Annotated in this window: 20 protein-coding genes; 7 read left to right on the top strand and 13 right to left on the bottom strand. The window is 68.5% G+C overall.

Annotated features, from left to right (window positions below; translation table 11 throughout):
- Nucleotides 1-234: 234 nt before the first annotated feature.
- Nucleotides 235-1,893, top strand: coding sequence for a fumarate hydratase (locus ACZ6DT_RS36115; RefSeq protein ID WP_465603657.1), 1,659 nt, complete (start codon nucleotides 235-237; stop codon nucleotides 1,891-1,893).
- A 474-nt stretch (nucleotides 1,894-2,367) separates the two neighbouring features.
- Here ACZ6DT_RS36115 and ACZ6DT_RS36110 read toward each other — a convergent pair whose 3' ends face one another.
- The 9 genes from ACZ6DT_RS36110 to ACZ6DT_RS36070 all read right to left on the bottom strand — a co-directional run bounded on the left by ACZ6DT_RS36110 (nucleotide 2,368) and on the right by ACZ6DT_RS36070 (nucleotide 9,894).
- Complete coding sequence (locus tag ACZ6DT_RS36110) at nucleotides 2,368-2,883, bottom strand: hypothetical protein (protein ID WP_465603656.1); 516 nt, start codon at nucleotides 2,881-2,883, stop codon at nucleotides 2,368-2,370.
- Nucleotides 2,884-2,926: 43 nt separating this feature from the next.
- Nucleotides 2,927-3,403: a hypothetical protein gene (locus tag ACZ6DT_RS36105; RefSeq protein WP_465603654.1), complete on the bottom strand. Its 477-nt coding sequence runs from the start codon at nucleotides 3,401-3,403 to the stop codon at nucleotides 2,927-2,929.
- Between the two features lie 36 nt (nucleotides 3,404-3,439).
- Nucleotides 3,440-4,237 (bottom strand): ABC transporter permease, encoded by a 798-nt coding sequence (locus ACZ6DT_RS36100; RefSeq protein ID WP_465603653.1) that lies wholly within the window; start codon nucleotides 4,235-4,237, stop codon nucleotides 3,440-3,442.
- Nucleotides 4,215-5,069, bottom strand: coding sequence for a 2-aminoethylphosphonate ABC transporter permease subunit (locus ACZ6DT_RS36095; protein ID WP_465603652.1), 855 nt, complete (start codon nucleotides 5,067-5,069; stop codon nucleotides 4,215-4,217). Before ACZ6DT_RS36095 ends, ACZ6DT_RS36100 begins: the two co-directional genes overlap by 23 nt.
- A complete protein-coding gene (locus ACZ6DT_RS36090) occupies nucleotides 5,066-6,127 on the bottom strand; it encodes an ABC transporter ATP-binding protein (RefSeq protein ID WP_465603651.1) in 1,062 nt (353 codons plus the stop codon). The genes ACZ6DT_RS36095 and ACZ6DT_RS36090 overlap by 4 nt, the downstream gene beginning before the upstream one ends.
- Nucleotides 6,124-7,143 (bottom strand): 2-aminoethylphosphonate ABC transporter substrate-binding protein, encoded by a 1,020-nt coding sequence (locus tag ACZ6DT_RS36085; RefSeq protein WP_465603649.1) that lies wholly within the window; start codon nucleotides 7,141-7,143, stop codon nucleotides 6,124-6,126. Before ACZ6DT_RS36085 ends, ACZ6DT_RS36090 begins: the two co-directional genes overlap by 4 nt.
- A complete protein-coding gene (locus ACZ6DT_RS36080; RefSeq protein ID WP_465603647.1) occupies nucleotides 7,140-7,844 on the bottom strand; it encodes a phosphonatase-like hydrolase in 705 nt (234 codons plus the stop codon). Before ACZ6DT_RS36080 ends, ACZ6DT_RS36085 begins: the two co-directional genes overlap by 4 nt.
- Complete coding sequence (locus tag ACZ6DT_RS36075) at nucleotides 7,838-8,950, bottom strand: TIGR03364 family FAD-dependent oxidoreductase (RefSeq protein WP_465603646.1); 1,113 nt, start codon at nucleotides 8,948-8,950, stop codon at nucleotides 7,838-7,840. The genes ACZ6DT_RS36080 and ACZ6DT_RS36075 overlap by 7 nt, the downstream gene beginning before the upstream one ends.
- 167 nt (nucleotides 8,951-9,117) lie before the next feature.
- Entirely contained in the window at nucleotides 9,118-9,894 is a 777-nt protein-coding gene (locus tag ACZ6DT_RS36070; RefSeq protein WP_465603644.1) for a GntR family transcriptional regulator, read from the bottom strand.
- Nucleotides 9,895-9,966: 72 nt separating this feature from the next.
- Here ACZ6DT_RS36070 and ACZ6DT_RS36065 point away from each other — a divergent pair, with 72 nt between their 5' ends.
- Together ACZ6DT_RS36065 and ACZ6DT_RS36060 are read left to right on the top strand one after the other, a co-directional pair.
- Nucleotides 9,967-11,220: an APC family permease gene (locus ACZ6DT_RS36065; RefSeq protein ID WP_465603642.1), complete on the top strand. Its 1,254-nt coding sequence runs from the start codon at nucleotides 9,967-9,969 to the stop codon at nucleotides 11,218-11,220.
- A 124-nt stretch (nucleotides 11,221-11,344) separates the two neighbouring features.
- Nucleotides 11,345-12,151 carry a S1 family peptidase gene (locus ACZ6DT_RS36060; RefSeq protein ID WP_465603640.1) on the top strand — a complete coding sequence of 269 codons (807 nt, stop codon included), beginning with the start codon at nucleotides 11,345-11,347 and terminating at the stop codon, nucleotides 12,149-12,151.
- A gap of 279 nt (nucleotides 12,152-12,430) precedes the next feature.
- Here the strand turns inward: ACZ6DT_RS36060 and ACZ6DT_RS36055 are convergent, their stop codons facing one another.
- From ACZ6DT_RS36055 to ACZ6DT_RS36045, 3 genes are read right to left on the bottom strand one after another with little or no spacing between them, the layout of a single operon-like run.
- Nucleotides 12,431-12,652 (bottom strand): hypothetical protein, encoded by a 222-nt coding sequence (locus ACZ6DT_RS36055; protein ID WP_465603638.1) that lies wholly within the window; start codon nucleotides 12,650-12,652, stop codon nucleotides 12,431-12,433.
- 55 nt (nucleotides 12,653-12,707) lie between these two features.
- Nucleotides 12,708-13,814: an NAD(P)H-dependent flavin oxidoreductase gene (locus ACZ6DT_RS36050; protein WP_465603636.1), complete on the bottom strand. Its 1,107-nt coding sequence runs from the start codon at nucleotides 13,812-13,814 to the stop codon at nucleotides 12,708-12,710.
- Between the two features lie 9 nt (nucleotides 13,815-13,823).
- Nucleotides 13,824-15,440, bottom strand: coding sequence for an acyl-CoA synthetase (locus ACZ6DT_RS36045; RefSeq protein WP_465603635.1), 1,617 nt, complete (start codon nucleotides 15,438-15,440; stop codon nucleotides 13,824-13,826).
- A gap of 58 nt (nucleotides 15,441-15,498) precedes the next feature.
- Here ACZ6DT_RS36045 and ACZ6DT_RS36040 point away from each other — a divergent pair, with 58 nt between their 5' ends.
- The gene (locus ACZ6DT_RS36040) at nucleotides 15,499-16,287 is read left to right on the top strand and encodes a crotonase/enoyl-CoA hydratase family protein (RefSeq protein ID WP_465603633.1); all 789 of its coding nucleotides are present in this window, start codon (nucleotides 15,499-15,501) and stop codon (nucleotides 16,285-16,287) included.
- Between the two features lie 169 nt (nucleotides 16,288-16,456).
- Here ACZ6DT_RS36040 and ACZ6DT_RS36035 read toward each other — a convergent pair whose 3' ends face one another.
- Nucleotides 16,457-18,016, bottom strand: coding sequence for an acyl-CoA synthetase (locus ACZ6DT_RS36035; protein WP_465603631.1), 1,560 nt, complete (start codon nucleotides 18,014-18,016; stop codon nucleotides 16,457-16,459).
- 98 nt (nucleotides 18,017-18,114) lie between these two features.
- Between ACZ6DT_RS36035 and ACZ6DT_RS36030 the strand changes: the two genes are divergently transcribed.
- Genes ACZ6DT_RS36030 through ACZ6DT_RS36020 form a run of 3 tightly spaced genes read left to right on the top strand, consistent with a single transcriptional unit; the run spans nucleotide 18,115 to nucleotide 21,319 of the window.
- Complete coding sequence (locus tag ACZ6DT_RS36030) at nucleotides 18,115-19,098, top strand: Zn-ribbon domain-containing OB-fold protein (protein ID WP_465603630.1); 984 nt, start codon at nucleotides 18,115-18,117, stop codon at nucleotides 19,096-19,098.
- Nucleotides 19,099-19,106: 8 nt separating this feature from the next.
- Entirely contained in the window at nucleotides 19,107-20,162 is a 1,056-nt protein-coding gene (locus tag ACZ6DT_RS36025; RefSeq protein WP_465603628.1) for a thiolase domain-containing protein, read from the top strand.
- Nucleotides 20,159-21,319, top strand: coding sequence for a thiolase domain-containing protein (locus tag ACZ6DT_RS36020; protein ID WP_465603627.1), 1,161 nt, complete (start codon nucleotides 20,159-20,161; stop codon nucleotides 21,317-21,319). Before ACZ6DT_RS36025 ends, ACZ6DT_RS36020 begins: the two co-directional genes overlap by 4 nt.
- Nucleotides 21,320-21,336 lie beyond the last annotated feature (17 nt).

Genomic DNA, 21,336 nt, shown 5'->3' with positions numbered 1-21,336 from the left:
GCCCTACTCCGCCCCCCCTGCCCCCCCACGCTTGCCCTCACTTGTCCGTTCCCTCTTCTCTTCTTCTCCTCCCCCCCCCCCCCCCCCCCCCCCCCCCCCCCCCCCCCCCCCCCCCCACTGGCGTCGGCGCGCACCGGCAGTGGTCTCGGTTACGTCGGCCATGGCCTCGCGGACGCCTTGGCCGGGCTTGGGTACCGTGGGCGGGTTCCCGATGCCGGCAAAGGAGCCCGCGCAGTGGCGCCCACCACGTTCCAGCACACTGAAGTCCTTCCGCTCGCGAAGGACACCCACACCGAGTACCGGTTGCTCGGCACCGAAGGTGTCGAGGTCGTCGAGGCCGCGGGCCGGAAGTTTCTCCAGGTCGAGCCCGAGGCGCTGACCAAACTCGCCAAGACCGCGATCACCGACATCCAGCACCTGTTGCGCTCCTCGCACCTGGCGCAGCTGCGGGCGATCGTCGACGATCCCGAGGCCAGCGGCAACGACCGGTTCGTCGCGATGGACCTGCTGCGCAACGCGGCGATCTCCGCCGGCGGCGTCCTCCCGATGTGCCAGGACACCGGCACGGCGATCGTGATCGGCAAACGCGGCGAAGGCGTGCTCACCGGCGCCGACGACGAGCGCGCGCTGTCGCGAGGCATTTTCGAGGCCTATCAGGAGTTGAATCTGCGCTATTCGCAGATGGCGCCGGTGAATTTCTGGGATGAGCGCAATACGGGTACCAACTTGCCCGCGCAGATCGAGCTCTATCACAAAGATGGTCAAGGCGACCCGAGCTATGAATTCCTGTTCATGGCCAAGGGCGGCGGGAGCGCGAACAAGACGTTCCTGTATCAGGAAACGAAAGCGGTCCTGAACCCGAAGCGGCTCGCGAAGTTCCTCGACGAGAAGCTGCGCAGCCTCGGCACCGCGGCCTGCCCGCCGTACCACCTCGCGATCGTCGTCGGCGGCACGTCGGCGGAGTTCAACCTGAAGGTCGCGAAGCTGGCCTCCGCCCGCTATCTCGACGATCTGCCCACCGAGGGTTCCGAGCTGGGGCACGGTTTCCGCGACGTCGACCTCGAACAGCAGGTGCTGGAGATGACGCGCCAGTTCGGCATCGGCGCGCAGTTCGGCGGCAAGTACTTCTGCCACGACGTCCGCGTGATCCGCCTGCCGCGCCACGGCGCGTCCTGCCCGGTCGGCGTCGCTGTCTCGTGCTCCGCGGACCGCCAGGCGAAGGCGAAGATCACCGCGGACGGCGTGTTCCTGGAGCAGCTGGAGCGCGACCCGGCAAGGTTCCTCCCGGACGTCACCGAGGACGACCTGTCCGACGAGGTCGTGACCGTCGACCTCAACCGTCCGATGACCGAGATCCGCGCCCAGCTCTCGCGGCTGCCGGTGAAGACGCGCCTGTCGCTGACAGGCCCGCTCGTCGTCGCCCGCGACATCGCGCACGCGAAGATCGCCGAGCGGCTCGACGCGGGCGAAGAGATGCCTCAGTACCTTCGCGATCACCCCGTGTACTACGCGGGCCCGGCGAAGACACCTGAGGGCTACGCGTCGGGTTCCTTCGGGCCGACCACCGCAGGACGCATGGACTCCTACGTCGAGCAGTTCCAGGCCGCGGGCGGCTCGCTGGTGATGCTCGCGAAGGGCAACCGATCCAAGAAGGTGACCGCCGCGTGCGACGAGCACGGCGGGTTCTACCTCGGCTCGATCGGCGGACCGGCCGCGCGGCTCGCGCAGGACTGCATCAAGAAGGTCGACGTCCTCGAGTACGCCGAGCTGGGGATGGAGGCGGTCTGGAAGATCGAGGTCGAGGACTTCCCCGCGTTCATCGTCATCGACGACAAGGGCAACGACTTCTTCGAGGCCACCTCGGAACCGGTGCTGCAGATCAGCTTCCGGTGAGACGAAGGTTCTTTCATGGCATGTCCGTGAAGGCCTCCTTCATGTTGTGGTGACAGAGGCAGGCTCGCCACCGTGGCCTGACACCTTCTCGACTGTCCACAGAGGACGCCTCCGAAGCGGCGTTGCCCGTGCATAAACGCATCGAATGGACATCCAGTGGCCGGATAGTGTCCTTTGTGGACACCTGGCGCTCAAGGCACCCTGTCACCCGCCCTCTTCGGAAGTCCAGTTCGAAGCACCAAGAACGCCACGACCAGCGGCTATGCGACTTTGCCGGGTCCCTGACCTTCAGGGTAGGGAAGGAGGCCTTCACGGACTCGGACACCACGTTCGCACCAGCTACAACAGCAGTCACAGCGGACGCGCGGACCTTCACTCCTTGCCGAGTTCCGTGAAGGCCTCCTTGAGGGACTCTGGGTCCCTCAAGGAGGCCTTCACGGATTTCCCGCGGCCGCAATGGACCGGCCGGAGCCGTTATCGCATCTGCTTCAGGACCACGGTCCGCTCCCCCAGCGGCGCCGATAGCGCCACCGAGATCACCGGATGCCGGATGTCCATCGTGCACATCTGGCCGGTCTGGCCCTGCAATTCGGTCAGGTTGATGGTGACCCTGGTCCCGTCCTGTTGCGCGGCCTCCGCCGTCGCGTGCCCGCAGCCGCCCTCTTGGCCGCGGACGTTCAGGATGGTCCCGCCGTTGCTGGTGTACACCTCACGCGGGTAGTCCGCGGGCAGCGCCGACGCGTCGAGCTGCTTGTCCGGCAGCTTGGTGCTGCCTTCCGGGACCTCCTGGCGCGGCGCGCCCGGAACACCCGGCTGACTTCCCGGCGCGGGCGTCGGGGACGAAGACGGCGCGGTCGGTGCCGACGGCGCGGTACTCAGGGTGCCGCTCCCGGGTCCGGCCGCGGGTTCCGCTGCCTGGTTCCGCGCCCCGCAAGCGGATACCGCAACGACGATCAGGCCAAGGCCGATGACATTCGTTAAGTACCTCATGTGGCTAGGACGGAACGAGGCCGCCTTGGGGTTGCACATGAGCTCAACCCGCTTCCAGGACGACGGTCCGCGGCCCGACCGGCTCGGCGAGTTTCACCGGCAGGACGGCGTAGCGGATGACCTGCGGGCACATCCGCCCCGGATCGCCGTGGTCGATCTTCACCTTGACCACGACCCGCTGCGCGTTCTGGCCGGCGAGGTCCGCCGTCGCCTCGTCGCAACCGCTCAGCTCGATGTGCACGTTCAAGCCGCCGTTCTCGGCGCTGACCTGCGCGGGCACCTTGGCCTCGACCTGGGTCGGCGGCAGCATCTTGTCCGAGGGCGGCGGGCCGGCGGTCGGGCGTGACATCGGTGGTTTCGCGACCGGCGGGCTCGCCGGGAGCGAGGTGGGCAGATCCGAGGGTGAGGTGACGACCGGCGGGGTACTCGTGTTCGCCGGTGCTCCGGGGCCGCTCGCGCCGCAGGCCGCCGTCGCGGCGAGCACGAGTCCCGCGCCCAGCGTCTTCGCTGCGTTCTTCATGGTTCCAGGACGGAACCGGGACCACGAAGGGTTGCATCATCGCTGTGCCGCGCGGCCGCGAGCCAGTCCGAGGAGCACCACCCCGGCGAGGGTGACGGCCAGCAGCAGCACCGTGCTCGCCGACGCCAGGAACACCTGGCCCCGGTCCGTGAGCGCGAAAATGCTCGCGGGCAACGTGCGCCAGTCCGGTGGGTACAGCATCATCGTCGCGCCCAGTTCGCCCATCGACATCGCCAGCGCGAGACTCGCCGACGCCGAGATCGACGGCAGCAGGACCGGCAGCCGTACCCGCAGCAGTACGCGGACCGGCCCCGCGCCGAGGCTCGCCGCCGCCTGCGCCAGCAGTGGGTCCATCCGGGCGATCGCGGCGGAGACCGTGCTGTAGGAGAACGGCAGCAGGATCATCACGTGTCCCAGCAGCACGATCCAGCGCGTGCCGTTGAAGGCGAGCGGCGGACGGCTGAACGCGACCAGCAGCGCCAGCCCCAGCACCACCGACGGTACCGCGATCGGCAGGTGGAACAGGGTGTCGACGGCCTTCCGCAGGTTGGCAGGCGCCGACTGTGACGCGAGCGCGGCCCACGTCCCCAGCAACACCGACACCAGCGACGCGATGACACCGGTCTGGATGCTCACCGAAAGGCTCGCGAACGTCTCCCCGGACAGCGCCTGCGCGAAATGCGAGCCGGTGAGCGTTCCCGGCAGCAGTCCCGTCCAGTTCCCGGCGACCGACGCCAGCACGATCATCAGCAGCGGCGCCAGCACGATCGCGGTGAACAGCACCGCGAACACCGCCCACAGCAGTATCCGGCTACGCCTGGTCCACAGCAGCACGGCGGCCTCCCTTCGTCAGTCGCCGGTAGGTTCCGTACAGGGCGAGGGAGAACACGACGTTGACCACCGCGATGACGCACGCCTGCGGGAAGTCGAACGTGACGATTCCCTTGCCGTAGACCAGCATCGGCAGCGTCGTGACGTCCTTGGCGCCGAGGAACAGCACGATGCCGAACTCGTTCATCGCCAGCAGCATGGTCAGGCAGGCGCCGGAAGCCAGTGACGGCAAGGCTTCCGGCAGGATGACCCGACGCAGCACGCGGCCGGGTTTCGCGCCGAGACTGGCCGCGACCTCCATCTGCGCCGACGAGACCTGCCCGAACGCGGCGAGCGCCGGCCGCATCACGAACGGCGTGTAGAAGGTGATCTCCGCCAGCAGGATCCCGAACGGCGAGTACAGGAATCCGCCCGCGCCCAGTATTCCGGCGCTGCCGTAGATGAAGGTGAACGCGAGCGCGATGAGGAACGACGGGAACGCGAGCACGGTGTCCACCAGCCGTGAGAGCGTCCGCGCGCCGGGGAACGGCACGAACGCGATCACCAGTGCCAGGAACGTTCCCAGCACCACGCAGCCCGCCGTGGCGCCGAGTGCGAGCGCGACGGTCTTCCAGGCGGCGTCCCGGAATTCCGCCGAACCCAGGACGTCCAGCCACACCGACAGCCCGAACTCGCCGGTCTTCGACTCCAGGGACTGGAGGACGACCAGCACCAGCGGGTAGCCGAAGAAGCCGAGCAGGACGAGCACCGGCGGCAGCAGGAGCCAGCCGCGTCCGGGCTGTTTCTCCCGCTCTCGCGCCGGTGCCGCCGTCGCGGCCAGTGCCAGGCCGGTCATCCGACACCCACCAGCGGGCAACCGTCCGGAATGGACACTCCGACCTTCTCCCCAACGCCCGGCAAACCCTCGATGTCCGGCACTTCGGCCCGGACCTCGTCCCCGTTGTGCGCGAGTTCGAGGTCGAGCCGGAAGCCCGTGCCACGCCATTGGACACCGCGTAGCACGGCGGGGAGCGCGCCGGGCGCGTCGACCGCGGTGATCCCGACCCGGTGGGGCCGGACGCCGAGCGCGACGGGCTGTCCCGCCTGGATCGTCCCGGACGGGTCGGCGGCCAGTTCACGGCCGCCGAGCCGGACCCTGGTGCCGTCGGCCTGGATCAGCTCGACCGGGATGAGGTTGGACGCGCCGAGGAAGCTCGCGGTGAACTCCGTCGAAGGGCGCTGGTAGAGCTCCCGGCTCGGCCCGAGTTCGACCAGCTTCGAGTCGCGCATGACGGCGATCCGGTCGGCCAGCGCCAGCGCCTCGCCCTGGTCGTGGGTGACGTAGATCAGCGTGGTGTCGGGCAGTTCGGCCCGCAGCCGCAGCAGTTCCGCGACCATGTCCTCGCGCAAAGCGGCGTCCAACGCGGACAGTGGTTCGTCCAGCAGCAGCACCCGCGGCCGGATCGCCAGCGCCCGCGCGAGCGCGACACGCTGTTGCTGCCCACCGGAAAGCTCACGCGGGAAGCGACGGGCGTACTGGCCCATCCCGACCAGTTCCAGGGCCTCGGCCACCCGGCTCGCTGTCTCGGCGCGGGATGTTTTCCGTGCCTTGAGCCCGAAGGCGACGTTGGCCTCGACGCGCATGTGCGGGAACAGCGCGTAGCTCTGGACGACCACGCCGAGGCCGCGCCGGTGCGGCGGCAGGGCGGTGACGTCCTCGCCGTCGAGCAGGACCCGGCCGGTGCTCGGTACGACGAAACCCGCGAGTGCCTTCAAAGCCGTCGACTTGCCGGAGCCCGACGGGCCGAGCATCGCCAGCGTCTCCCCTCTCGCCACGGTGAGGTCCAGCGGCGAGAGGGCGGTCGTCTGCCCGAACCGGACGGACACGCCGCGGAATTCGACCGCCGGGGTCATCGGCCCACGGCCTTCTTGTACGCGGCGAGGTCGGCGTCGAGCTTCGCGAGGACGGCGTTCCACTCGGGCTGCCAGATCTCGACGCCGTCGAGCGCGGCCTTCACCTTGTCCGCCCGCGGCCCGGACGGCGTGACGTCGGTCCGCGACGGGGCGCCGAAGGCGTCGACGGCCTTGGCCTGGACCTCCGGCGAGAGCAGGAAGTCCAGGAACTTCTTGGCGTTCTCGGCGTGCGGCGCGTTGTTCACCAGGCCCGCGTAGTACGGGAGCGCGAAGGTGGACCGCTTGCCCTGCGCGTCGGCCGGGAAGAAGAGCTCGAAACCGCCGCCTTTCTCGATCGCGGCGAGGTTCATCTGGACATCCCCGTTGGCCACCAGGATCTCGGCCTTGGCCACCTTCGGCTGCAACTTGCCGGTGGAGGACGACGGGCCGACGTTGTTGGCTTCGAGTTTCGCGAGGTAGTCGAGCGCGCCCTGGTCGCCGAGGACGTGCTGGAGTTGCAGCAGGACGGCGGTGCCGTCGCCCGCCTCGCCGGGGGTCGAGTACTGGAGCTTGCCCTTGAGCGCGGGCGCGAGCAGGTCGTCCCAGGTCTTGGGCGAGACCTGGGGGTTGCGGATGAAGCTGAGGTAGTTGTTCATGACGGCGAAGTAGCGACCCTGGCCGTCTTTCTGCCCGGCGGGGACCTGGTCGATCCCGGACGGCGCCGTGGTGGCGAGCAGGCCCTGCGACGCGGCCCGCTGGATGAACGGCGGGAGCGTGACCAGGATGTCGGCCTGGGTGTTGGCCTTCTCCTTCTCCACCCGGGAGGCGACCTCGCCCGAGCCGGCGGTCACCGCCTGGACGGTGATGCCGGTCTTGGCCTTGAACTCCTCGAAACGCCGGGCGTACCAGTCTTCGAGTCCGTCCACTGTGTACAGGGTGATGGTCTGGTCGCCGGAAGCGCCGCCGGCGGTTCCGCCGCAGGCGGCCAGGGTGAGGGCGAGCAGTCCGGTGAGGGCGGTGGCCGCGAGTTTCTTCATGACGTCAAAGCTCCTTGGCGGGACAGCAGGGCGGGGAGGTCGCGGACGGATTCGAGGACGTGGGTGGCACCGGCGGCTTCCAGTTCCGGCTTCTTCGCCGACCCGGTGAGCACGCCGGCGACGAGCGAAGCGCCGGACCTCAGCCCGGTCTGGATGTCCGAGGGCGTGTCACCGGCGACGGCGATGCGGCGGACGTCGGTGATTTCGAGCCCCAGGGCGGCGGCGAGGACGAGGTCCGGGAACGGGCGTCCACGGACACCGCTGACGCCTTCGCCCGGCGCCAGTACGGCGTCGGCGAGGCCGTGCCAGCCCAGCGCGTCCAGGATGGCTTTTTGGGTACTGGCGGCGAAACCGGTGGTGAGGGCGACCTTCACACCTTGGGCACGCAACTCCTGGATCGTTTCCTCGGCGCCGGGGATCGGCTCGCAGTGGCCGTCGGCGACGAGCTTCCCGTAGGCGTCCTGGAACGCGGTGTTCGCGCGCTGGGCGAGGTCCTCGTCCCCTTCGAGAAGTGCGCGGAAGACGACGATCTTGGACTGCCCCATCGTTTCGACCACGTAGTCCAGCATGCCGGGAAAGCGACTGTCCTCTTCGGACACTCCGGCGGCGGCGATCGCCGTGGTGAAGGCGCGGATCACCAGGCCGTCGTCGGCGACGGTGGTCCCGGCCATGTCCAGGACGACGAGTTCGGTGTTCACCATGAAAGCTCCTCGGCGGTGTCTTCGGCGATGGCGGGCGAGCAGGTCATGCCCCGGCCACCCGGACCGGTGACGAGCCACGCGTTGTCCGCGACGCGGGCACGGTGCACGATCCGGGAGGTGTCGGTGGTCTGGGCGTAGACGCCGGCCCAGCGGCGGGCGATCCGCGGGAGCGGCCGTCCGAGCAGCGCCCCGGCGACCTCGGCCAAGTGGTCGTACGGGTCCTCGGTGGTGTCGAAGGAGAACGGCTCGTCGTATTCGTGGGTGTCGCCGATGGTCAGCGAGCCGTCGAGACGCTGGACCATGAGCAACTGCATGGCGTTGGCCGCGGCGATCTCGCCTTGCGGCTGGCCCGCGTTGAGGCCGTCGAGCTCGGCACCGCGGTAGGCCGGGTAGTAGCGGAAGCTGTCCGCGTCGGCGACCGTGGTGGTGAGGGTCTCCCCGAGTGGCTCGGTCTGCGCCATCTGCAACCGCACCCGTCGAATCGGAGGCTGCCCGGCGAGTTCCTTGACCAGGCCACCGGTCCAGGCGCCGGTGCACAGCACCACGACGTCGCCTTCATGGGTTTCGCCCGTGTCGTCGACGACGCCCCGATCGGTCAGGTCGCGGATCTCGCGGCCGGGCAGCCAGGTGTAGCGGCCGGATTTCGCCAGTTCGGCGCGCAAAGCGGGCTGAGCGACGCGCGGTTCGACGGCGGCGTCGCGGTCGCACCAGAGCGCGCCGAGGAAGTCGCCGCGCAGGGCCGGGTTCAGCTCGCGGGTCTCGGCGGCGTCGAGCAGTTTGAAGCCGCGGTCCTCGGTGGTGGCGGCCGCCGCCCGCGCGACGGCGAGTTCGGCCTCTGTGCGGACGACGGTGAGGGAGCCGTTCGGCCGGAAGCCGATCCCTTCGACGCGTTCCCCGATGCGCTCCCACAGCACGCGCGCCCGCGCCGCCGTCTCCAGTTCGGGACCACTGGCACGGCCACCGACCCAGACCAGCCCGAAGTTGCGTACGGACGCGCCCCTGGCCTCGGGTTCGCGTTCGATCTGGACGACGTCATGGCCGCGTTCGACGGCCTGCCAGGCGTGCTGGGTGCCGAGCACTCCGCCGCCGATGATGAGGATTCGCACCCCGCAGACGCTCGTCCGCGCGCACCAACGCTCCGTGACCCCCGCCGTAACCCCAGGTGAAGTGCTCCCGAAATGTGGACCAGACCTGTTATCTTCGCGTTACATTTGTCCGCGTTTCGTCCTCTGAATGCGGTCGTTGAAAGTACAAATACCGCGCGGGGAACGGGTTACTCCACGCGGCCGAGGCGGGTTTCGAAGGACAACCGATCGCCACGGAACAGCGACCGGACGCGCTCGAACGGAATGCCGTCGGTCCCCCACGACGTCCGGTGCATCAGCAGCATCGGCAACGCCGGGTTCGTCCCGATCAGCAGAGCCTCCCGAGGAGTGGCGAGAACGGTCTCGACGCGCTCCTCGGCGCCGTCGAAGACCACCCCGAGCCGTTCCCGCAAACAGGCGTAGAGAGACTGTGTGGGATCGAACACATCCATCAGTGTCGGGAATCGCTCGGCGGTGAGATAGGTCGATTCCAGCCCGACCCGCTCGTCGTCGGCGAGCAGCACCCGCTCGATGTGGATGACGTCGTCGTCGGGATCGATTTTCAGTTCCGAAGCCAGTGAAGGACCCGCCTCGCGCCGTTCCAGCGAGATCAAATTCCGGCCCGGCTGAATGCCCTGCCTCCTGAGTCCTTCGGTGTAACTCACCAAAGCGAGCGGCTGGACGAGCTTCGGGCCCGCGACGTACGTGCCGCTCCCCTGTCGCCTGCTCAGCCGCCCCTCGAGCACGAGTTCACCGACGGCCTGGCGGACCGTGGCGCGGGAAACCTCGAAGCGTTCGGACAGTTCCCGTTCCGTGGGAAGTGCCGCTCCTTGTCCCAATTCGGAGATCACGTCGAACAGTTCGACTTTGACCGCGTAATAGCGTGGAATGCGGCCGTGTTCGGGAATTCCGTCTCGAACCGGGCCGTCGGCAGAAGGATGGACTCTCGGTGAACGTGTTCTCACTGTCCAGATCTTAGGCCGAGTTCACCTGGGCTGTACTGACCCGAACGAAGTGTTCATGCCACGCTCACACTCGTGGACGAAAAGGGCACCCTCATTCGGCGGATCGGCCTCCGCGACGCGGTCTTCATCGGACTCGGCTCGATGGTCGGGGCCGGGGTGTTCGTCGCCTTCGCCCCGGCCGCCCGGGCCGCGGGAGCGTGGCTCCCCGCCGGGCTCGCCATCGCCGCCGTGATCGCCTACTGCAACGCGACGTCGTCGGCCCGGCTGGCCGCGCTGTACCCGGCTTCCGGCGGAACCTACGTCTACGGACGGGAACGCCTCGGCGAGTTCTGGGGGTATCTCGCCGGATGGGGTTTCGTGGTCGGCAAGACGGCCAGCTGCGCGGCGATGACACTGACCGTGGTCACCTACGCGGCGCCAGGGCTCGGGCAGCCGTGGCGGAGCGTGTTCGCGGTGGCCGTCGTGGCCGCGCTGACCGGGCTGAACTACCGCGGTGTCCAGCGCTCGGCGTTCGCGACGAGGCTCATCGTGTCCGTCACGTGTGCGATCCTGGCGCTCGCGGCGGCCGCGATGCTCTTCGGCGGCACGGTGACGACGGCGACACCGGGCCCGCTGTCAGCTCCCGGGATCGGCGGCGTACTCGAGGCCGCAGGCCTGCTGTTCTTCGCGTTCGCCGGGTACGCCCGGATCGCCACGCTGGGCGAGGAGGTCCGCGATCCGGCGCGCACCATCCCCCGCGCCGTGCCGATCGCGCTCGGGCTGGCGCTGGTCGTCTACGCCGTTCTCGCCTTCGTCCTGCTGTACCACCTCGGCCCGGAGCTGCTGGGCCGCGGCCCGGACCCGATCGCGGAAGGCGTCGAGAGGTCGTCCTGGTCGTGGCTCACGCCCGCGGTGCGGGTGGGTGCCGTGGTCGCCGCACTCGGCTCCCTGCTCGCACTCGTCCTGGGTGTTTCGCGGACCACGCTGGCCATGGCACGCGACGGGCACCTCCCTCGTTACCTGACCGCGGTGCATCCTCGGTTCGGCGTCCCGCACCGGGCCGAGGTGACCGTGGGTGTCGTCGTCGCCCTGCTCGCGAGCACCCTCGACCTCCGCGGCGCGATCGGTTTCTCCTCGTTCGCGGTACTCGCCTACTACGCCGTGGCGAACGCCAGCGCGCTGACCCTGCGACCCGCACGTCGGATCATCCCCATCGCCGGCCTGCTCGGTTGCGCCGTGCTCGCGTTCAGCCTTCCGGCGGTTTCCGTGGTCACCGGTTCGGGAGTACTGGCGTTGGGCGCTCTGGGCTACGCCCTTCGTCGGCGGTTCGGCTCGAACGTCCGTTAATCACCACCATCGGCCGAAAGATCCGAAGAAAGTCGGTTGTCCCGGTGTATGTCCACCTGCTGTAGTCAGGTGGCCGCAGTCAGTCTCCCTGCCTCCACTGTGGACAGCCGGAAGGAATGAACCCTTGAACATCAAGCGTCGGTTCAGCCTGCTCAAAAAATCCCTGATCGCCGTCGCGGCGGCCGGAACCCTGGCGGGTCTCGCCACGGCTCCGCAAGCCGCCGCCGCGCAGCCGCCGTCCACCGACGTGGTCGGTGGCACCCGCGCCGCTCAGGGCGAATTCCCTTGGATGGTAAGGCTTTCCATGGGTTGCGGCGGGGCGCTCTACACCCCGCAGATCGTGCTGACGGCCGCGCACTGCGTGTCGCGGACCGGGGCCAACACCGGCATCACCGCCACCCTCGGTGTCGTGGACCTGCAGAGCACCGCGGCCACGAAGGTCAGGTCGACCTACGTGCACCGGTCGCCGACCTACCCCACCTCCACCGGTGGTGACTGGGCCCTGATCAAGCTCGCGAGCCCGGTCAGCGGCATCCCGACGCTGCCGATCAACACCTCGTCGGCCAACAACAGCGGTACGTTCACCATCGCGGGCTGGGGTGCCGCGTCCGAGGGCGGGGCGCAGCAGCGTTACCTGCTCAAGGCCAACGTGCCGTTCGTCTCCGACTCGACCTGCAAGGCGCAGGGCGGCAGCTACGCCGGCCTGATCGCCAGCGCCGAGATCTGCGCGGGCAACGTCAACTCCGGCGGCGTCGACACCTGCCAGGGTGACTCGGGCGGCCCGATGTTCCGTCGCGACAGCGCCGGTGCCTGGATCCAGGTCGGCATCACCAGCTGGGGCGAGGGGTGCGCGCGGGCGCACGCTCCCGGCGTCTACACCGAGGTGAGCACCTTCGCGACCGCGATCAAGAACGCGGCCGCCGGGCTTTAGGTTTCCTCGCGCACGGCATGCTATGAACGGTCCGTTACTTGCGAAATTTGCAAGTAACGGACCGTTCATAGCGTGCGGGAAGGCAGACGTGGCGTTGCGGAGGAAGCGGGCTCGCCAAAGAGGCCTGACACCCGCTCAACTGTCCATACGGGACACTTCCGAGGGATCATTGCCCGACTTGCGTGGTTCGCGAGGGGTCGTGAGTGACAAGAGGGATATTGAGGGGTAAGGCAAAGGTGTCGTGAGGTCGGGCGACATGATCACCGGACGAGGAAACGTTCACCGGTCCGTGAAGGCCTCCTTGCCTACCCTGAAGGCAGGGAAGGAGGCCTTCACTACCTTCCGAGGCACCCCTGGTGACACCAGGACCACGGTCACGCCCACCCCTGCCCTCGTGTGCTCCGTGGATGCCTCCACCTCGCACGACACCTTTGACCTTCTCCTCAATAGAACCACCTTGCCGCGCTCTCCTACCTTGAAGCCAGCGAAGAAGTCCTTCATCCCAAGGCTCAGTCATGCCGCCCTTGCCTTACCCCTCAATAGCAAGTGGGCGGCCTCAGCGGGTCTTGTCCAAACGCGACAGTGCCTCGTCGTAGCCCGACACGAGTTCCGCGATCACCTCGGCGACCGGGCGCACCCGGTCCATCCGGCCGACGATCTGCCCGACCGGCATCGAGACCACAGTCGGATCCGCGGCGTGATGGATCCGGTCGTGCGCGTGGGACACCAGCAGGTTCTGCAACGGCATCGGCAGCGGTTCGGGCGCGTCGGGCGCGGCCCACGCCTCGGTCCACCGCGTCTTGAGCAGCCGCGCGGGTTTGCCGGTGTAGATCCGCGTCCGGACGGTGTCGGAGGAACCCGCCGCGACCAGTGCGCGTTGCACCGCCTCGGAATCCCCCATGGTCTGGAGGTATTCCTCGGTGGCGAGCCAGAAAGAGCCCATCCACACCCCGGACGCGCCCAGCGCGAGTGCCGCCGCGACCTGTCTGCCCGAGCCGATCCCGCCCGCGGCGAGCACCGGAACGCGGTCGCCGACGGCGTCCGCCACCTCGGGCAGCAGGACCATCGACGCGATCTCTCCGGTGTGCCCGCCCGCCTCATAGCCTTGCGCCACAACGATGTCCACGCCGTTCTCGACGTGCCGGACGGCGTGCTCGGCCTTGCCCGCCAGGGCCGCGACCGGCACACCCTTCGCGTGACACCGTTCGATGATGTCCACCGGCGGTGAACCCAGCGCGTTGGCGATCAGCCGGATGGGGTGCTTCAGCGCGACCTCGACATGCGACCGCGCGACCGAATGCAGCCAGCCGAGCACTCCCGCGCGTTCGTCGGTGTCGTCCGGCAGCGGCGGCACCGCGAGGTCACGCAGAGTCCGCTCCACGAAGTCGCGATGCCCCTGGGGGATGTGTTTCGCGAGATCGATCGACGTCCCTTCGGCCGGGATCTTGGCGGGCATGACGATGTCGACGCCGTACGGTTTGCCGCCGGTGTTCTCGTCCATCCAGGACAGGACGGAGTCGAGTTCGGCGGCGTCGTTGAATCGCACACAGCCCAGCACGCCGAGACCACCCGCCCGGCTGATCGCCGCGGCGACGTGTTCGGACGGGGTGAACCCGACGATCGGCAGCTCGATCCCGAGCCGGTCGCACAGAGACGTCCGCATGAAACTCCTTTACGCCGATGGAATGGTGGCGGGCTCGTGCTCGGCGGCGTAGCGCTCCGCCCACGGATAGTCCGGTTTGCCACTGGGCGAGCGCCCGATCTCCTCGGCGAGCCAGAGCGTGCGAGGCACCTTGTACCCGGCGATCTCGGTCCGCACGTGCGCTTCGAGCGCGACGAAGTCGGGCTCCTTGCCCGCCCTCGGCTGGATCACCGCGGCCACCCGCTGGCCGAGCCGGTCGTCGGGGATGCCGATGACGAGCGCGTCGAAGACGTCCGGGTGCGACTTCAGCGCGCCCTCGACTTCCTCCGGGTACACCTTCTCGCCGCCGGTGTTCACGCACTGCGACCCCCGGCCGAGCAGGGTCACCGTGAGGTCGTCCTCGTAGCGCGCGTAATCACCCGGGACGACGTACCGTTTGCCGTCGATCTCGACGAAGATCTTCTCGGTCTTCGCGGGATCCTTGTAGTACCCGAGCGGGACGTGCCCGCGCCGGGCGATCAGCCCGATCGCGCCCGGTTCCGGCTCGACGAGCGCGCCGTCGTCGTCGACCAGGATCGCGTCCTTGCCGAAGTCGACCCGCGGGCCGGCCGAATGGTCGCTGTCCTTGCTGACCATGCCGATGCCGGTGAATCCGCTTTCGGACGATCCGATCGCGTCGGTGATCACCACATGCGGGAGCAGCGACAGGAATTCCTGCTTCACCGACTGGGAGAACAGGGCGGCGTGACTCGACACCGCGACGATCGACGACGCGTCGTAGTCACCCTCGCGGTAGGCGTCGATCAGCGGCCGCGCCATCGCGTCACCGACGATGGTGAGCACCTGGACCTTGTTGTCCTGCACGGCTTTCCAGACGTCGTGCGCGTCGAACCGCGGGACGAACACGACCGGGCTGCCGGTGAACAGCGCGCCGAAAGCGGCCCACTGCGCGGCGCCGTGGATCAGCGGCGCGGCCGGGAGCCGGACCAGGCTGCCCGACTTGCCCTGTTCGGCGAGCGTCCATTCGTCCGGGACGTACTCGCCGGTGACGAAGTTGATGCCGCCGCCGAGCGCGCGCCAGATGTCCTCGTGGCGCCACAGGACGCCCTTGGGATAGCCGGTGGTGCCACCGGTGTAGAGGATGTAGATGTCGTCGGCGCTGCGTTCGGCGAAGTCCCGCTCGGGGGATCCCTCGGCGAGCGCGGCTTCGTAGTCCACGCCGCCGTAAGACGAGTAGTCGCCGTCGCTTCCGTCGTCGACAACGACAACGTGTTTCAGTTTCGGCGTCTCCGGCAGGACGGTGGCCACCTTGTCCGCATACTGACGCTCGTGGACCAGCGCCACGAGGTCGGCGTTGTCGAACAGGTACCGCAATTCACCGTGGACGTAGCGGTAGTTGACGTTGACCGCGATCGCGCGCAGCTTGTACGCGGCGATCATCGATTCCAGGGCCTCGATCGAGTTCCGGGAATAGACACCGATGTGGGATCCGGGTCCCACGCCGTGTGCGGCGAGGTGGTGCGCCAGCCGGTTGGCGCGCTCTTCCAGTTCGGCGAAGGTGACCCGCCGATCGCCACAGACGACCGCGATGCGCTCCGGCACGGCGTCGACGGCGTGCTCGAGTAGATCCGCGATGTTGAGTGCCACTCCCTCAAAGTAGAACATGTTATTGTTCTGGGCAATGGCCGCTCTTGGGGAGGTTTCGGTGAGCGAACCGCACGCGCTGGTGGAAAAGATCGAACACACCCTCGTGGTCACGATGAACCGGCCGGAGGCCCGCAACGCGCTCAGCGGCGAGATGCTCGGGATCATGGTCGAGGCGTGGAACCGGGTCGACGAGGACGACGAGGTCCGCTGCTGCGTGCTCACCGGCGCGGGTGGCGCGTTCTGCGCGGGCGCGGACCTGAAGTCGATGTCGAAGAACTCGCCGTCCGACTCGTTCGAGAAGGGCACGTTCGACCCCAGCCGCATCGAGGGCCTGCTCAAAGGACGGCGGCTGAAGAAGCCGTTGATCGCCGCCGTCGAAGGCGCCGCGATCGCGGGCGGTACGGAGATCCTCCAAGGGACGGACATCCGCGTCGCGGGCGAGAGCGCGAAGTTCGGCGTTTCCGAAGCGCGGTGGAGCCTGTTCCCGATGGGCGGTTCAGCCGTGCGACTCCCCCGCCAGATCCCGTACACCGTCGCCGCCGACCTGCTGCTGACCGGGCGGCACATCACCGCCGCCGAGGCGCTGGAGATCGGCCTGATCGGCCACGTCGTCCCGGACGGGAAGGCGCTGGACAAAGCGCTCGAACTCGCGAGCCTCATTTCCGCGAACGGTCCGCTGGCGGTCCGCGCGATCCTCAAGACCCTGCGCGACACCGAGGGCATGCACGAGGAGGAGGCCTTCAAGCTTGACGCCCAATACGGCATCGAGGTCTTCGCGAGCGAAGACGCGAAGGAAGGCCCCCGCGCCTTCGCCGAGAAGCGCAAACCCGTCTTTCGAGGACGCTAACCCCGTAACTCGCGTGATCGAACCCGTAACTCGCGTGATCAGAGGGCGAACACGCGTGATTGAACGGCGAACACGGTCATGTCCGTCTGATCACGCGAGTTCTCCGTCTGATCACGCGAGTTCCGCCTTCAATCACGCGAGTTCGCCGTTCGATCACGCGAGTTACGGGTTACGGGACGCGGTAACCGGTCCAGTAGGGGTCGCGGAGCTTGCGCTTGTAGAGCTTTCCGTTCGGGTCTCGCGGGAGTTCGGGCAAGTAGTCGACTGAACGCGGGAGTTTGAATTTCGCCAGCCGGGACGCCGCGTACTCGAGGATCTCCGCGGTCAGCTCGTCGGACGGCTCGACACCGTCGGCGGGCTCGACGACGGCCTTGATCGCCTCGCCCCAGTCCTCGTGCGGGACGCCGAACACCGCGACGTCGGCGATCTTCGGGTGCATCACCAGTTCGCCCTCGATCTCCGCCGGGTAGATGTTGACCCCGCCCGAGATGATCAGGTCCGCCTTGCGGTCGTGGAGGAAGAGGTAACCGTCCTCGTCGAGATGCCCGACGTCGCCGAGCGTGAACAGGTCCCCGACCCGCGCTTTGTCCGTCTTGGCCCGGTCCTTGTGGTACTCGAACTTCGAGTCGCCCATCTTCATGTACACCGTGCCGGTTTCGCCGGCGGGCAGTTCCGTGCCCTCGTCGTCGAGGATCTTGATCGTCGAACCCGGCCATGGCAACCCCACCGAACCCGGCTTCTCCAGCCACTCCTCCCCCGAGATCGCCGTCCCACCACCCTCGGTGGCCGCGTAGTACTCGGTGACGACCGGACCCCACCAGTCGAGCATCCGGCGTTTGACCTCCAGCGGACAAGGCGCGGCGCCGTGGATCATCACGCGCAGCGAACTCACGTCGTAGCCCGCGCGGACGTCGTCCGGCAGCGCGAGCAGACGGCGGAACTGCGTCGGGACCATATGGCTGTGCGTGACGCGGTGCCGCTCGATCAGCCGCAGCATCTCCTCGGCGTCCCAGCGGTCCATCAGCACCGCGGTATGCCCCAGCTGAAGCGAAATGGCGACGAAGTTGAGCACCGCCGTGTGATAGAGCGGCGACCCGCACAGGTGCACGTGCCCGTCGTGTGGCACCAGGCCGAAGATCCCGAAGAACCAGGTCGACGCGCCCGGAACGGAGTCGGGATCGGCTCCGCTCAGCGGCCGCCGGACACCCTTGGGCCGTCCCGTGGTCCCTGACGTGTAGAGCATCGGCGAGCCGGCGGTGCGCCGCTCCGGACGCCCGTCGCCCTCGCCGGAACCGAGTTCCTCGATCCGGCGGAAGCCCGCGACGTCACCTACCGCGAACCGCCCGCGCTCCGGGATCCCGGCCTCGTCGGCGGCGGCGATCGCGACGTCGGCGAAGCGTTCGTGTGCGAGGAAGGCCTTGGCGCCGCTGTCGGAAAGGATGTAGGCGACCTCCGGCCCGACCAGATGCCAGTTGACCACCACGATGTACAGACCGGACTGGAGGGCGGCGAAATAGGCCGCGACGAGTTCGTCGCCGTTGGGCTGCAGGACGACGACCACGTCCCCGGTCTCGAGCCCGAGGGCCTGAAGCCCCCGCGCGTACGCGTTCGCTTTCGCGGCGAGCTCTCCGTAGCCGATCGAGCGGCCGTCCGGATCGACGAGTGCGACCCGCTCCGGCTCCCGCGCGGCGATGTTCCAAACCCCAAGTGTCCCGGTGGCAGTCGACATAGCCGAAAATCTAGAACGCGTTCCACTCAAGAGCAACCGTTTGTGGGCCCGACACGACCGGTCTTGCCGGAAAATCAAGAACGTGTTTCACTCAGAACGTGAGCGCACCCGAACTTCCGCTGTCGGCCCCGCTCAACGTGGGCTTCGACTACACCCGCTCGGTCGGCCCCGTGCTCGGCCGGTTCGTCAACGCCCTGCGCGAGCGCCGCGTCGAAGGCGTTCGCGGCAGCGACGGCCGCGTGCACGTGCCGCCGCTGGAATACGATCCCGTGACCGCCGAGGCGCTGTCCGAGTTCGTGCCGGTGGCGTCCGAGGGCGAGATCGTCTCCTGGTCCTGGATCGCCGAACCCCTCGACGGCCAGCCGTTGTCACGGCCGTTCGCCTGGGCGCTGATCCGGCTCGACGGAGCCGACACGTCGATCCTGCACGCGGTCGACGCGGGCAGTCCCGGAGGAGTCCACACTGGACAGCGGGTACGGATCCGCTGGGCGAACGAGACCGTCGGCCACATCCGGGACATCGCTTATTTCGTCCCCGCCGACGGGCCCGACACCGAACCCACCGAGGGGCCTCCCCCGGTCGCGAAACGCGAAGAGGGCGCGCCGGTCAGCGTGGTGATCACGCCGATCCACCTGCGTTACGAGCATTCCGCGTCGCCGGAGGAAAGCCGGTACCTGCGCGGGCTCGCCGAGGGGAAGCTGATCGGCCAGCGTTGTCCCTCCTGCGAGAAGGTCTACATCCCGCCGCGCGGTGCCTGCCCGACCGACGGTGTTCCGACCACCGACGAGGTCGAGCTGCCCGACACCGGCATCGTCACCACGTTCTGCATCGTGAACGTGCCGTTCCTCGGACAGAAGATCAAACCGCCGTACGTCGCGGCGTACGTCCTGCTCGACGGCGCGGACATCGCGTTCCTGCACCTGGTCCTCGGCTGCGACGCCGCCGACGTCCGGATGGGCATGCGGGTCCGTGCCGCGTGGAAACCGCGGGACGGATGGTGGACGTCGCTGGAGAACATCGGCCATTTCGAACCGACCGGCGAACCCGACGCACCGTACGAATCCTTCGCCCACCATCTGTGAGGACCACCGTGCCAGATGTAGCAGTCGTGGGCTTCGCGCAGGCCCCCAACGTCCGCAGCACCCCGGGCACCACCAACGGCGTGGAAATGCTGGTGCCGATCTTCGCCGAGGTCTTCGAGCGCACCGGTTTGTCCAAAGAGGACATCGGGTTCTGGTGCTCGGGCTCCTCGGACTACCTCGCCGGCCGCGCGTTCTCGTTCATCGCCGCCGTCGACGCCATCGGCGCCTTCCCGCCGATCCACGAGTCACACGTCGAGATGGACGCCGCTTGGGCGTTGTACGAGGCGTGGCTCAAGATCCGGATGGGCGAGGTCGAAACGGCGCTCGTCTACGGGTTCGGCAAGTCCTCCGCCGGGCAATTGCGCCGAGTGCTGGCCCTGCAAATGGACCCGTACGTCGTCGCGCCGTTGTGGCCGGACTCGGTGAGCGTCGCCGGGATCCAGGCGAGACTGGGCCTCGAAGCGGGGCTGTGGTCCGAAAAGGACCTCGCCGAGGTCGCCGCGCGCAGCCGCGCCGACGCCGCCGGGAATCCCGCCGCGCAGCTCTCCGGATCGGTCGAAGTCGCCGATCTCCTGAACACGCCGTTCGTCGCGGATCCTCTACGGGCTCACGATATCGCCCCCGTCACCGATGGCGCCGCCGTCCTCGTGCTCGCCTCGGTCGAGCGGGCGGCGGACCTCGTCGACAGCCCCGCGGTGATCACCGGCATCGAGCACCGCGTCGACTCCCCCGCGCTCGGTGTCCGTGACCTCACCAGGTCACCGTCCACAATGGCCGCCGGGCGGGCGCTCGACCTCGACGGTGTCGAACTCGCGGAACTGCACGCGCCGTTCACCCACCAGGAGCTGATCCTGCGCGACGCGCTGGGCCTCGGCGACCGGGTGCGGATCAACCCCTCCGGCGGCGTCCTGACCGGAAACCCGATGTTCTCGGCCGGCCTGGCACGGATCGGCGAGGCGGCGAACCACATCCTCGACGGCAGCGCGCGCAAGACCCTCGCCCACGCGACCAGCGGCCCCGTCCTCCAGCAGAACCTGGTCGCGACCTTGGAGGTCCTCTCGTGAAGCACCTCGCGGCCGTACTGGGAACCGGCCAGACCCACCACAAGGCCAAACGCACCGACGTGTCCATGCCAGGACTGCTCCGGGAAGCCATCGACCGGGCGATGCTCGACGCCCAGACCGGCTGGGACGACATCGACGCCGTCGTCCTCGGCAAGGCGCCGGATCTGTTCGAGGGTGTGATGATGCCCGAACTGTTCCTCGCCGACGCGCTCGGCGCGACCGGGAAACCGCTGCTGCGCGTGCACACCGCGGGTTCGGTCGGCGGTTCGACCGCGCTCGTGGCGACGTCGCTGGTGCAGGCCGGTGTGCACCAGCGGGTGCTGACCGTGGCCTTCGAGAAGCAGTCCGAGTCGAACGCGATGTGGGGTCTGTCGATCTTGCCGCCGTTCCAGATGCCGGTGGGCGCCGGGGCGGGCGGCTATTTCGCGCCACACGTGCGCTCGTACATCCGGCGATCCGGCGCGCCCGACCACGTCGGCGCGGTCGTCGCGGCCAAGGATCGCCGCAACGGCGCCCTCAACCCTTACGCCCATCTGCGGCAGTCCGACATCACGGTGGAGTCGGTGCAGGCGTCGCAGATGCTGTGGGACCCGATCCGCTACGACGAAACGTGCCCGTCCTCGGATGGCGCTTGCGCGATGGTGATCGGGGACGAAGCGTCGGGCGACGCCGTTCCCGGCGGTGCCGCGTGGATCCACGCGACCGCGATGCGCACCGAACCGACCACGTTCGCCGGACGCGACCAGGTGAACCCCCAGGCAGGACGGGACGCCGCCGCCGCGTTGTGGCGGGCCGCGGGCATCACCGACCCACTGTCCGAAGTGGACACCGCCGAGATCTACGTGCCGTTCTCGTGGTTCGAGCCGATGTGGCTGGAGAATCTGGGATTCACCGAGGAAGGCCAAGGCTGGAAGCTCACCGAGGCGGGTGAGACCGCGCTCGGTGGCCGCTTGCCGATCAACCCGTCGGGCGGTGTCCTGTCGTCGAACCCGATCGGCGCGTCCGGGATGCTCCGGTTCTCCGAAGCGGCCAAGCAGGTGATGGGCCGGGCCGGGGACTACCAGGTCGACGGCGCGCGGATCGCGCTCGGACACGCGTACGGCGGCGGTTCACAGTTCTTCTCGATGTGGGTGGTGGGTTCGGCCAAGCCGAGCTGAAGGGGTCTCATCGCACG

The sequence above is a fragment of the Amycolatopsis sp. NPDC041971 genome, from assembly GCF_055588925.1.
Note: the sequence above shows the minus strand (reverse complement) of the source record. Positions and strands in the feature narration are given on the sequence as shown.

Excerpts from the sequence above, each read along its gene's own strand:
- ACZ6DT_RS36080 (WP_465603647.1), bottom strand. The coding sequence starts at position 7,844 with ATGGTGAACACCGAACTCGTCGTCCTGGACATGGCCGGGACCACCGTC.
- ACZ6DT_RS36105 (WP_465603654.1), bottom strand. The coding sequence starts at position 3,403 with ATGAAGAACGCAGCGAAGACGCTGGGCGCGGGACTCGTGCTCGCCGCG.
- ACZ6DT_RS36055 (WP_465603638.1), bottom strand. The coding sequence starts at position 12,652 with ATGAAGGACTTCTTCGCTGGCTTCAAGGTAGGAGAGCGCGGCAAGGTG.
- ACZ6DT_RS36050 (WP_465603636.1), bottom strand. The coding sequence starts at position 13,814 with ATGCGGACGTCTCTGTGCGACCGGCTCGGGATCGAGCTGCCGATCGTC.
- ACZ6DT_RS36110 (WP_465603656.1), bottom strand. The coding sequence starts at position 2,883 with ATGAGGTACTTAACGAATGTCATCGGCCTTGGCCTGATCGTCGTTGCG.
- ACZ6DT_RS36035 (WP_465603631.1), bottom strand. The coding sequence starts at position 18,016 with ATGTCGACTGCCACCGGGACACTTGGGGTTTGGAACATCGCCGCGCGG.
- ACZ6DT_RS36090 (WP_465603651.1), bottom strand. The coding sequence starts at position 6,127 with ATGACCCCGGCGGTCGAATTCCGCGGCGTGTCCGTCCGGTTCGGGCAG.
- ACZ6DT_RS36085 (WP_465603649.1), bottom strand. The coding sequence starts at position 7,143 with ATGAAGAAACTCGCGGCCACCGCCCTCACCGGACTGCTCGCCCTCACC.
- ACZ6DT_RS36095 (WP_465603652.1), bottom strand. The coding sequence starts at position 5,069 with ATGACCGGCCTGGCACTGGCCGCGACGGCGGCACCGGCGCGAGAGCGG.